General features: G+C 63.8%; 8 protein-coding genes. 5 read left to right on the top strand and 3 right to left on the bottom strand.

Annotated elements, in window-relative coordinates; all coding sequences use genetic code 11:
* The first annotated feature begins 43 nt into the window (after positions 1-43).
* Positions 44-2,863 carry an ATP-binding protein gene (locus VMS96_09630; protein HVP43684.1) on the top strand — a complete coding sequence of 940 codons (2,820 nt, stop codon included), beginning with the start codon at positions 44-46 and terminating at the stop codon, positions 2,861-2,863.
* A gap of 59 nt (positions 2,864-2,922) precedes the next feature.
* Positions 2,923-4,356 carry a sigma-54 dependent transcriptional regulator gene (locus tag VMS96_09625; protein ID HVP43683.1) on the top strand — a complete coding sequence of 478 codons (1,434 nt, stop codon included), beginning with the start codon at positions 2,923-2,925 and terminating at the stop codon, positions 4,354-4,356.
* 60 nt (positions 4,357-4,416) lie between these two features.
* Here VMS96_09625 and VMS96_09620 read toward each other — a convergent pair whose 3' ends face one another.
* A complete protein-coding gene (locus tag VMS96_09620) occupies positions 4,417-5,934 on the bottom strand; it encodes an amidohydrolase family protein (GenBank protein ID HVP43682.1) in 1,518 nt (505 codons plus the stop codon).
* A gap of 97 nt (positions 5,935-6,031) precedes the next feature.
* On the opposite strand from VMS96_09620, the gene VMS96_09615 reads away from it, so the two are divergent.
* Together VMS96_09615 and VMS96_09610 are read left to right on the top strand one after the other, a co-directional pair.
* Positions 6,032-6,811: an ABC transporter permease gene (locus VMS96_09615; protein HVP43681.1), complete on the top strand. Its 780-nt coding sequence runs from the start codon at positions 6,032-6,034 to the stop codon at positions 6,809-6,811.
* A gap of 1 nt (position 6,812) precedes the next feature.
* The gene (locus tag VMS96_09610; protein ID HVP43680.1) at positions 6,813-7,658 is read left to right on the top strand and encodes an ATP-binding cassette domain-containing protein; all 846 of its coding nucleotides are present in this window, start codon (positions 6,813-6,815) and stop codon (positions 7,656-7,658) included.
* A gap of 51 nt (positions 7,659-7,709) precedes the next feature.
* On the opposite strand, the gene topA is transcribed toward VMS96_09610, so the two are convergent.
* A complete protein-coding gene (gene topA, locus VMS96_09605; protein HVP43679.1) occupies positions 7,710-10,250 on the bottom strand; it encodes a type I DNA topoisomerase in 2,541 nt (846 codons plus the stop codon).
* Positions 10,251-10,318: 68 nt separating this feature from the next.
* Positions 10,319-11,479 carry a DNA-processing protein DprA gene (dprA, locus tag VMS96_09600; GenBank protein ID HVP43678.1) on the bottom strand — a complete coding sequence of 387 codons (1,161 nt, stop codon included), beginning with the start codon at positions 11,477-11,479 and terminating at the stop codon, positions 10,319-10,321.
* A gap of 79 nt (positions 11,480-11,558) precedes the next feature.
* Between dprA and VMS96_09595 the strand changes: the two genes are divergently transcribed.
* A partial coding sequence (locus tag VMS96_09595; protein ID HVP43677.1) for a menaquinone biosynthesis protein occupies positions 11,559-12,367 on the top strand: 809 nt, incomplete at its 3' end.

Raw genomic sequence — 12,367 nt, 5'->3', positions numbered from 1 at the left:
GGAGCCGCCTCAAAGGACGTCTCCGCACGCTCCGCGGGGCCAAATGAGCAAGGAACTCAACGTCCGGTTCTCGGCCATCCTGCTGGCCATCGTGACGCTCACGGCGGCTGTCTTCGCCCTGATCAACTTCCAAAAGGAGCGCGAATTCCAGACCCCCTACGACGGAGTCTGGTGGGTGGAACACGAAGGCTGGCTGCGGGCGGAGCGGGTGGATCCCGGCGGGCCGGCCCAGCGCGCCGGCATCAAGGCGGGCGACGAGCTGACCGCCATCAACAACCAAACGGTTTCGAGCACGGTCCAGCTGGTACGGCAGTTGTACAAGACCGGCGTCTGGAAACAGGCCACGTACTCGCTGGTCCGGCAGGACGTGCCCCTCGACGTCACCATCATTCTGGTGCCGGTAGACAAGTCGTTGAACGCCGGCTTGCGGCTGATCGCCCTGATCTACCTTGGCATTGGGCTTTACGTGCTGCTGCGGCGCTGGACCGCGCCGAAGTCCATGCACTTCTACGTCTTCTGCCTGGTCTCGTTCGTTTTCTATTCCTTCAAGTACACCGGCAAGCTGAACCAGTTCGACGAGATCATCTACTGGACGAACGTCGGCGCCTGGCTGCTGCAACCGGCGCTCTTCTTGCATTTCGCGCTCACCTTCCCCGAGCCCAAGGGATTCGTGCGCGAGCGCCGCTGGCTGATCCCGTTCGTGTACCTGCCGGCCCTGTTGCTGGGAGCGCTCCACGTCTGGGTCATCCGGACCCACCCCGCCAGCGAGGAGCTGCGCTGGAACCTCGACCGGGTGCAGATGCTGTACCTGGCGCTGCTGTTCTGTGGCGCGGCCGCTATCTTCTGGCACACCTACCGCCGGGTCACCATGCCCATCGTGCGGCAGCAGATGAAGTGGGTCACCCGCGGCACCACCCTGGCCATCGCCCCCTTCACCCTCTTCTACGTCATCCCCTACCTGGACGGCACGGTCCCCACCCAGGCGATGAAGATCAGCGTGCTCTCGCTGGTCTTCCTGCCGCTGACCTTCGGCTACGCCATCGTGCGCTATCGCCTGATGGACGTGGACATCATCTTCAAGCGCGGCATGGCCTATACCCTGGCGACGGCCGCCATCGTGGGCGTGTACTTCGGCGCGGTAGGCCTGGCGGCGGAGTTGATCCGCAAGAGCGTGCCCAGTGCCGGACCGGCGGGGCTGATCGCCGCCATCGTGATCACCGCCCTGCTGTTCGAGCCCATCAAGAAGTGGATCCAGGAGCGCTTGGACAAGGTCTTCTACCGCAAGCGCTATGACTACCGGCGGACGCTGATCGAGTTCGGGAGGGAGTTGAGTTCGGAGACTGACCTGGATCGCATGTTGACGTCGGTGATCGACCGCCTGGCGCGCACCCTGCTGGTAGACCGGGTTGCTGTCTTCCTGGCCACGGGAGAAGAGGGCTTCACCCTGGCCAAGTCGTTCGGCATCTCCGAGATCGGCGACCTGGACCTGAGCTTCCTCAGCGCCCAGCGCTCCGAGCTGGCGGCCGCCCACTTGTTCTTCGAGAACACCGCTGCGGTAGTGCGGGAGACAGGATCGGTGCAGTTCACCATCCGCCGTCTGGACCTGAATTACTACATCCCTTGCACGGTGCAGAACCGGGTCATCGCCGCCCTCGGCCTGGGCAAAACGATGGAGGGCGATTTCCTCTCCAGCGAAGACGTTGAGCTGCTGGAGACGCTGGCCGGCTACATCGGCATCGCCATCCAGAACGCCCGCCTCTACGAGTCTCTGGAAGAGAAGGTGAGCGAGTACGAACGGCTGAAGGAGTTCAACGAGAACATCGTCGAATCCATCAGCGTGGGCGTGCTGGCCGTGGACTTGGAGGACCGCGTCGAGTCCTGGAACTCGCAGATGGAGGTCATGTACGCCATGTCCCGGGCGGAGGCCCTGGGGCGCAGGATCTCCGAGGTCTTTGCCCCGTCGTTCGTGGAGGAGTTCTACCGCTTCCGGCAGAGCGCCGGCATCCACAACCTCTACAAGTTCCGGCTGGAGACGCCTGCCGGCGAGCCGCGCGTGACCAATGTCGCCATCGCCCCGCTGGTCACCAAGAGATTCCAGGTGATCGGGCGGCTCATCATCGTGGACGACATCACGGAGCGGATCGGGCTGGAATCGCAGCTGGCGCAGGCGGAGAAGATGTCGTCCATCGGCCTGCTGGCGGCGGGCGTGGCCCACGAGGTGAACACCCCGCTGGCGGTCATCAGCTCCTATGCCCAGATGCTGGCCAAGCAGGTGCAGGGCGACGCCAGGAAGTCCGAGCTGCTGGAGAAGATCACCCGCCAAACCTTCCGCGCGTCCGAGATCGTGAACAATCTGCTGAACTTCTCCCGCACCAGCGGAGGCGAGTTCGGCGACGTGGACATCAACAAGATCATCAGCGACACCCTGGCGCTGTTGGACCACCAGATGAGGACGGCGCGAGTGAAGGTGCAGCCGTCGCTGGCGGCGGATGTGCCGCGCATCCACGGCAATGCCGGGAAGCTCCAGCAGGTGTTCCTGAACCTGTTCTTGAATGCCAAGGACGCGATGGTGGGCGGCGGGACGTTGTCGGTGACCACCTCCAACGGGAACAGCGTCACGGTGATCGTCCAGGACAGCGGCAGCGGCATTGCACCCGAGCACATCCAGCGCATCTACGACCCGTTCTTCACCACCAAGAACAATCCCCGCGACGGACAGCCGCGGGGAACCGGGCTGGGGCTCTCGGTCACCTACGGGATCATCCAGGAGCACGCCGGCAAGATCCGGGTGGAGAGCCGGCCGGGAGAAGGCACGACCTTCTACCTGGAATTCCCCATGGTGCGGAAGGCCGTGAATGCTTGAGGGCTGTCCAGGTGGCGGGCACATGAGCCCGCAGAGATCGCAGTTGTGAAGAGGAAACCATGTCTGAAGCGGCGGTAATGGCACAGCGGGTCCGCGTGGAAGAAGAGGCTGCGGCGCCGAGCATCCTGATCATTGACGACGAAGAGGCCATCCGCGAATCGCTGGAGACCCTGCTCCTGCTGGAGAATTACTCGGTCGAAAGCGCGGAGACCGGCGAGGAGGGCCTGGCCCGCATCGCCGAGCGGCCGTTCGACCTGGTCCTGCTGGACTTCGCGCTGCCCGACCGCAACGGCCTGGAGATCCTGAAGGACATCCGCGAGCGCGACCCTGAACTGGCGGTCATGATGATCACTGCCTACGGCACGGTGGAGAACGCGGTCAACGCCATGCAGGCGGGCGCGGTCAACTTCATCCAGAAGCCGTGGGACAACGAGAAGCTGCTGGCCGACATCCGGGCGGCCATCGCCCGCCGCCAGGCGGAGCAGGAGAACGTCCAGCTCAAGCGGGCGCTGAAACAACGCTACAGCTTCGAGAACATCGTCGGCCGCAGCGAGGTCATGCTGCGGGTCTTCGACCTCATTGCCCAGGTGGCGCCCAGCCGCTCCACGGTGCTGATCCAGGGCGAGAGCGGCACCGGCAAGGAACTGGTGGCCAAGGCCATCCACATGAACTCGCCGCGCAAGGACCGCGCATTCGTGCCGGTCAACGCCGGCTCCATGCCCACCGACCTGCTCGAGTCCACCCTTTTCGGCCACGTCAAGGGCGCGTTCACCAGCGCGGTCAGCTCCAAGAAGGGCCTGTTCGAGGTGGCCAACGGCGGCACCATCTTCCTCGACGAGATCGGCACCATGAGCCTGGAGACCCAGGCCAAGATCCTGCGCGTGCTGCAGGACAGGAAATTCATGCACCTGGGCGGTGTGCAGGAGATCCAGGTGGACGTGCGGGTGATCGCGGCCACCAACCTCGACCTCAAGCAAGCGGTGCAGGAAGGCAAGTTCCGCGAAGACCTCTTCTATCGCCTGAACGTGATCTCGGTGGAACTGCCGCCGCTCCGCCGGCGCCCGGAAGACGTCCCCCTGCTGGTGCAGCACTTCCTGAAACGGTTCTGCGAGGAGAACGGCAAGCCGGAGCTGAAGATCGCGTCCGACGCCCTTCGTGCCCTCCTGGATTACCAGTGGCCGGGAAACGTGCGCGAACTGGAGAACGTGATCGAGCGCGCGGTAGTGCTGGCCTCGGGGTCGGTGGTTACCGCCGACCTGCTGCCGCCTTCCATCACCGGGCGCGGTGTGGCCGTTCCCGCCTTCGAGGAGCGTCCCGACGCCTCGCTGTTCGACATCATCGAGGAATGCGAGCGGCGTATCATCACCGACATGCTCGACAAGTGCAACTGGAACCAGACCGAGGCCGCCGAGCGCTTCCACATCCCGCTCTCCACCCTCAATCAGAAGATCAAGCGGCTGAATATCGAGATCAAGCGCAAGAACCGCGATTAGACGACCTGAAAGGCCTTCGCCCTTGTGAGGGCCTTTCCATTCCCACGATTCCCGATCGTCTCAGTGAAGCGCCACCGACTCCGCCCGAACCCAGCCGTACTGGGTGTTCGACGGCGTGGGCGCGCCCGCCTGCTTGTAGAGCTTGCGCAGGCGCTCCACGTAGTCATTCGGCATTGGGTTGAGCTTGGTCTTGGGGTCCACGCCATACACGCGGGCGGCATTCAGGCCAAAGACCTTGCGCTTCACGTCGTCGGTCAGCGGCTTGTAGCCGAAGCGCTTTTGCAAGCTGTCCGGCATCTCCAGGCGGCGGAAGGCCTCGATCTGCCACTGCGGCGAGCCCCACCAGATGGAATCGGTGCCCCACAACAGGTGGTCGTCGCCGAAGGCGTCGATGATCATGCCGAGCACGTGAGCCGCCAGCAGAGGATTGGCCGAGACCATGAGGGCGAACGTGCTCCCCATCTCCATGTACACGTTCTTGACGTCCGGGTTCTTCTTCTTCCAGGCGCAAAAATCGGAGACCCACGGGATGTGCGCATCCTTGGCGAATCCGTCTTCCGCTTTGGGCAGAACGCTTTGCAGCCCGCGAAAGCCGGAGTGGTACACCAGGAAATTCATGCCGGGGAAATCCTTGGCTGCCTGGCAGATGTCCATCGGGTTCCACCATGCAGGATCGCCGGGGAACGGCAGGCCCTTATGCAGGCAGATGTTGCGAATGCCCCGCTTGCGTGAGTACTCCAGCGCGGGATAGGAATTCTTCTGGTCGTCCATGCGCCAGCCCTGCTTGCCTTGGGCACGGGCGACGCCACTGTAACCCTTCCAGGCGTCGATCTTGAGTTTCTCCGTTTGTCCCTGCATGTACTCGAGGTTGCGGGTGCCCAGGTCGGGTGAAAAATAGCCGTGGCTGATGACCCGCGGCGAGCGTGTGAGCTCGGTGATCCAGCTTCTGGTCTTTCCGATCACGTCGGGAGTCAGGACGCTGGTCTGTTCCGATTCGGCGGGCAGGGCGCTCAGCGCGACCACATCGGTCTCACTGTCCAGAAAGACTTCCTTGATGTAGTTCTCCAGGTAGGCGTCTTCGATCTTGGGCGTGCGGTCCTTGAGGTCGGGATTCATGCGGCGGGCGGTCCCGCGCATCCCGACGACGGCGTCGAGGAAGTCCTTGCTGGCTTCCGGCGCCTGCCAGGGCATGGCAACGTGGTGCGTCTGGACGTCGAAAATGAAGAAACGCGCCTTGGCGTCGGCGGCCGCCGGCTCCCATAGTTCTTCCGCTTCCACACGGAACAGCGGCCCAAAGACCGTGTTCATGGCGGCAAAGGCCAGGGCCATGCCGCAGGAGCTGCGCAGGAACTGGCGGCGGTCCATTCCCAGGCGGCGGGCGTGACGCCCGGCGCCGGCGACGATCTCCTGCTCGACCTGTCGCTGCTGCGCAGTCTGCGGAATCGGCTCGTATTCCTCGTTGCTGATGACCCGGGTCGGGACCGGCAGGCAACGGTCCAGCCAGGCATCCAGTTCGGACTTGCGGACCCAGCCGTCCTGAACCAACGGCTTCGCTGTGGCAGCAGATTTCTGGTTCACGTCCTCACCCCGCAATGCGACGCATTATAAAGCGATGGTTGGACGCGGCAAGAGCCGATTGGTTTCGCCCCAGACCTCTGCTATATTGCGGCCTTCCATGGAACTCTTGTCTCCGGTCGATTATGCCAAGCAGGGAGTGCTGGCGATCCAGGAGTACTCTCTGCTGGCATGGCGCTCCATCGCCAACCTGTTCGGGCATCCGCGGTATTTGGCCGACACGTTGATGCAGGCGGACTTGATCGGTGTGGGCTCGTTGCCCATCGTGGTGTTGACCGGCTTCTTTACCGGCGCGGTGCTGGCCTTGCAGGGCGCCAACACGCTGCAGCGTTTCGGCAGCTTGACCCTGATCGGACAACTCGTCTCGCTCTCCATGGTCCGCGAACTGGGGCCGGTACTGACCGGACTGATGGTCTCCGGCCGCAACTCATCGGGCATGGCCAGCGAGCTCGGCTCCATGAAGGTCACCGAGCAGATCGACGCCATGCGCGCCCTGGGGACCGATCCCAGCCGCAAGCTGGTGACCCCGCGGGTGGTGGCCACGGTCTTCATGTTGTTCTTCCTGACCATCATCAGCGACCTGGTCGGTCTGGCCGGCGGCTTCATGGTGGCGTACGTCATGCTCGGCCTCGACGCCAACCAGTACTGGTCCAACGCCTGGCAGAGCCTTGTGTTTTCGGATGTCCTGATGGGCCTGGTGAAACCGGTGTTCTTCGGCTTCATCATCTCCAGCGTGGGCTGCTATTACGGCCTTTCCACCAAGGGCGGGACGCAGGGCGTGGGCCGCTCCACTACCCAGGCGGTGGTGGCGTCGTCAGTGCTCATCCTGGTGCTGGATTTCTTCCTCACCCGCGTGCTGATGGTCTTCTTCCCCCACTGATATGTCTGAGCTGCTGACCAACCAGCAAGGCGCTGATGCTCCGCAGCCGGCCCAGCACAAAGCGGTCGTGTTCGACGACGTCTCCATCGAGTTCGAAGGGCGTCAGGTGCTCGACGGAGTCTCCTTCGAGGTGGCGCGGGGGGAGACCAAGGCGGTCTTCGGCGTCGCCGGGGTAGGCAAGTCCACCATCCTGAAGCTGGCGCTCGGCCTAGTGAGGCCCGACCGAGGGCACATCTACGTGCTGGGCTACGACGTCACCGAGATGCGGGAGGAGGAACTCTTCGAGCTGCGGCGGAAGGTCGGCATGGTCTTCCAGGAAAGCGCGCTCTTTGATTCGCTGACCGTCCGGGAGAACGTGGCTTTCCGGCTGATCGAAGAAGGCGACGTCCCGGAAGAGGAGTTGGACCGGCGGGTTCGGGAAGCGCTGCGGTTCGTCGAACTCGAGCACACCGTCAGTATGTTCCCGGCGGAGCTTTCCGGAGGCATGAGGCGCCGTGTCGCGATCGCCCGAGCTATCATCGCTCAGCCCGAGGTACTGCTCTACGATTCACCCACCGGCGGCCTGGACCCGATCACTTCCACCACCATCGTCGAGCTGCTGGTGAAGCAGCGCGATGTGTACAAGACCACCGCCCTGCTGGTGACCCATCGCCTCCAGGACGCCTTCATCATGGCTACCCACTACTTCGATACCGAGGCGAACGAGATGCGGCCTCTGGCCGCGCGCAGCACGCGCGACGTCCACACCAGCTTCCTGATCCTGAAGGAGGGCAAGGTGATCTTCGACGGGACCGCGCAGGAACTCAGCCAGACCCAGGACGAGTACATCAAGGAGTACATCTCGTAGATCAGCTGCGGCGGGCTGCCTGCTTCGCTAACTTTGCCGGTGGGCGCGGGATCAATCCGCATGCGGCGCTTCCGGTTGGCCCGCTTCCGGCCGCGGTGGCAGCATCTCCGGGGGTGCGGGACGCGAGTAATCGCATTGCACCGTTGACTCCGGCTCGGCTTTGCGGCGGCGGCGAGCCTTCTCTTCTCCGCGCTTGTTGTTGGGACACGAGATCACCGGCCCCGACTTTAGATTCTTGAGCACGAGGTAAGGAGAGCCGCACTTCGGGCAGGGCTCATCCAGCGGCTTGTGCGCCGAGGTGAACTTGCACTTGGGATAGCGGTCGCACCCGTAAAAGATCGTGCCGAAGCGCGATTTCTTCTCCGCCAGCTCGCCCTGCTTGCACTCCGGGCATTTCATCCCGATGTAGTTCTGCTTCACCCATTTGCAATCCGGATAGCCACTGCAGGAGACGAATTCCCCGTAGCGCCCGTGGCGCAGGATGAGGTTGCGCCCGCATTTCGGGCACTTCTCGTCCAGCGGGATGTCGGGGACCTTCTTGCCCTGGTCGAGGCGGCGCGTGGTCTTGCAATCCGGATAGCCGGTACAGGCCATGAATTGCCCGAAGCGTCCGCGCTTGAGCACCATCACCCGCCCGCAGTTCTCGCAATATTCCTCCTGCGTCGTCTCCTGCATGTCGGCCGAATCCAGGTCCGGCAGGTCGATGGGATTCTCCTTGGTGAAGGTGCAGCTGTTCGGATCGTCCTTGTCGTAGGAGCTGCACGCGTAGAAGGAGCCGTGCTTGCCCCACTTGATGACCAGGGGCGAGCCGCACCGCTCGCACTTCTCGGCCGTGGGCTTCTCCATCCGCTTGATGTTCTCCATGTGCTTGGAGGCGTAGCGGAGGTCCTTCTCGAACTTCTTGTAGAACTCGCGCAGGGCGTCGGTCCACTTCTCGTGGCCTTCTTCGATCTCGTCCAGCTCTTCTTCCAGGCGGGCGGTGTAGCTGACGTCGAAGATGTCCTTGAAATTCTCGACCAGCAAGTCGGTGACGACCAGGCCGATCTCGGTGGGCACGAACTTGCCGCCCGCCTTCTGCACGTATTGCCGCTCCTGGATGGTGGAGAGGATGGCCGAGTAGGTCGAGGGCCGCCCGATGCCCCGTTCTTCCAGTTCCTTGACCAGCGACGCCTCGTTGAAGCGCGGCGGAGGCTCGGTGAAGTGCTGCTCCGGCTTCAGCGAGCGCAGCGTGAGCTTCTGTCCGGCCTCGAGGAGCGGCAGCTTGTGCTTGAGCGCCTCGTCCTCCTCATCCTTCCCTTCCTTCGATTCCTCGTACACCTTCAGGAAGCCGTCGAACTTGAGCACCGAACCGGTGACCCGGAAGGGGAAGATGTCGCCATCGGTGCGCGCCTCGATGTCCACGGTCGTCTGGTCGAAGACCGCCGGGTTCATCTGCGACGCCACAAAGCGCTGCCAGATCAGCTTGTACAGCTTGTACTCGTCTTCTTTGAGGAAGCCCTTGATGGCGTCGGGATGCCGGGCGACCGCGGTCGGACGGATGGCCTCGTGGGCCGCCTGCGCTTCCTTGCGCTGCTTGTAGACGTTCGGCGTCTCGGGCAGGTATTGCGGCCCGAATTCTTTGCCAACGTGCTCGCGGACCTCGACGATGGCGTCGTTCGACACCGCGGTCGAATCGGTACGCATGTAGGTGATCAGGCCGACCGAGCCCTCTTCTCCGAGTTCCACGCCCTCATACAGCCGCTGGGCGATCATCATGGTGCGCTTCACGCTGAAGCGCAGCTTGCGCGAGGAGTCCTGCTGCAACTTGCTGGTGGTGAACGGCGGGGTGGCGCTGCGGCGCCGCTCCTTCTTCTCGACGCTGGTGACCGTCCACTGCGCCTTCTCCAGCAGGGCCTGGATCCGCTTGGCCTCTTCCTCGCTCGGGACGACGTTCTTTTCCGGATTGGAGCCCACCAGGTACGCGTCGAAGGCCGGGGGCTTGGCGGCGGCGAGGTGCGCGTCCAGGGTCCAGTACTCCTTCTTTTCGAAGGCCTTGATCTCGCGTTCGCGGTCCACGATGAGCCGGAGCGCGACTGTCTGCACGCGCCCGGCCGACAACCCGCGGCGCACTTTGTCCCACAACAGGGGCGACACCTGGTAGCCGACCAGGCGGTCGAGTACGCGGCGCGTCTGCTGCGCGTCCACCAAGTTACGGTCGATCTCGCGGGGATGTTCGAAAGCGGCCCGCACCGCCTTCTGCGTGATCTCGTTGAACGTCACCCGATGGATCGGGGTCCCGTTCTTCTTCTTGCCGTTGCCGAGTTCTTCCGCCAGGTGGGCGGCGATGGCTTCGCCTTCGCGGTCCGGATCGGGCGCCAGGTAGATGGCCGAGGCGGTCTTCGCCTTCTTCCTCAGGTTCGCGAGGACCTTCTCTTTGCCGGGGATCACCTCGTAATCGGTCGCGAAATCGTTCTTGATGTCCACGCCCAGGATGCTCTTGGGCAGGTCCTTGACGTGACCGAGCGAGGCTTCCACCTCGTAGTCCTTGCCGAGATACTTGTTGATCGTCTTCGCCTTGGCGGGCGATTCGACGATGACTAATGCCTTAGCCAAAACTTCTCCTGTGGGTCCCCCGGGATTCAAGCTAGCACGATTACGCTGTTGGCGGCTACTCGGAGCGGTCAGAAGCTTTTCACGAAATTCTTTCCCGGCAATTGCCGGATCTTGCCCGCCAGCTCCAATTCGAACAGCGCTGCGAAGATTTCCGAGGACGATACCTGCGGTTCCAGGTGCTCCACCAGTTCGTCGATGTGGGTGGCTTCGTCCTTCTTCAACTGGCTCAGGATGAGCTTTTCGTGGGGGGACAGCTTCTCTCCCTCGAATAAGGATGCGGTCGAAGGGGTCAGGGATTCAGGTGAGGCGGGCTTCAATGCCGATTTGACCTCCGAGGGAAGCTCTTCGAAGACATCTTCCCAGGTGGCGACCAGCTTGGCGCCCTGCTTGATGAGCGTGTTGGGGCCCCAGGATAGCCGGTTGGTGACGTTACCGGGCACGGCGAAGACCTCACGACCCTGCTCCAGGGCGCAGCGCGCCGTGATGCGCGTGCCGCTGTACTCGCCGGCTTCGACCACCAGCACGCCCAGCGAAAGCCCACTGATGATGCGGTTGCGGATGGGAAAATTCTGCGGCGCCGCAAAGGTCCCCAGGGCGAACTCCGACACCAGCGCGCCGCCCAGGGCCAGCAGGCTGTCCGCGATGCGCCCGTTCTCCCGCGGATAGACGACGTCCACGCCGGTGCCGAAGACGGCGATGGAGCGCCCCTTGGCGTGGATGGCGCCGCGGTGTCCCGAGGCATCCACGCCGCGCGCCAGGCCGCTGGTGATGACCAGTCCGGCGTTGGCCAAGTCACACGCCAGACGCTCCGCCATGCCCATCCCGTAAGGCGTGGGATGGCGCGTGCCGACCAGCGCAATGGCCGGCTGCGTAAGCACAGCGGCGTCGCCGCGCAGGTACAGAACCACCGGCGGATCATAGATCTGCCGCAGCAACGGAGGATAGAGCGGGTCGTCGAGGGTGACGATCTGCGCTCCGGCGGAGGCCGCGCGCACCATCTCCTGCTCCGCAGCCTCGAACGACTTGCCGGTCCCGATGGCCTGGGCTGCCGCAGCTGGCAGTCCCGCTGCCTCCAGTTCAGTGAGCGACGCGCGAAAGACGTTGGTCACCGACTGGAAGTGCTCGACCAGGTGCCGGCTGCGGGTAGCGCCCATACCCGGCGTCAACGCCAGGGCCAGCCACTCCAGCGGATGGGCGGCGGCGGTCGCATTGGTCGCGGCGCTCTGCATGCAACCGCCGAGGGTAGCCACTTGCCGAAACCGCCGTCAAGGACATGGACCACTATCGTTTGGTTTAGAATTCCCCGCGATGCCCCGGCTCCGGATCTCTGCCATTTCCTTCCTCAATACCGCGCCGCTGATGTGGGACTTTGACCACGGCGACCTGCGACGGCACTTCGAGATCTTCTATACCGTGCCCTCCGGCTGCGCCGAGTCGCTGCGCACGGGTACGGCGGACATCGGTATCGTCCCGGTCGTGGCCTATGCGTCCATTCCCGGCCTCAAGGTCATTCCGGATGTCGCCATCGCCAGCAAGCGCTCGGTGCGCTCCATCTTGCTGATCTGCAAGAAACCGATCGAGGAAGTGCGGACGGTGGCTGCCGATACATCCTCACGCACCTCCGTGACTCTAGCCCGGGTGCTTTTTCGCAAGGTCTGGGGCGGCTCGCGGCAGCTTCAACCCATGGCCCCGGATCTCGGGCAGATGCTGCGGGGGTGCGATGCCGCGCTGATCATCGGCGACCCCGCGCTCACCGTGGACCGCACCAAGTTTGTCTGCTACGACCTCGCCGAGGAATGGAACCGCCTCACCGGCAAGCCCTTCGTCTTTGCGTTCTGGGCCGTGCGTGCGGAAGCGGCGGAGAGCAGCCCGCTCGACCTGGTGAAGATCTTTCAGAGCTCGCGCGACCACGGGTTGCAGAATGTCGAAGCCCTGGCGCGGGAATGGGCGCCGCGCGTCGGCCTCACCGAGGAACAGGTGCGCGCCTACCTGACCGAGAACATCGATTTCTCCCTCGACGCCGAGAACCTCTCCGGCATGGAGCTCTTCTTCAAGTCCGCCGTGGAGTGCGGCGCCATCGCCGCCGCGCCGCCGCTGGAGTTCGTCGGTGAAAAGGC

The sequence above is a fragment of the Terriglobales bacterium genome, from assembly GCA_035543055.1.
Taxonomy (GTDB): domain Bacteria; phylum Acidobacteriota; class Terriglobia; order Terriglobales; family Acidobacteriaceae; genus JAIQFD01.
Note: the sequence above shows the minus strand (reverse complement) of the source record. Positions and strands in the feature narration are given on the sequence as shown.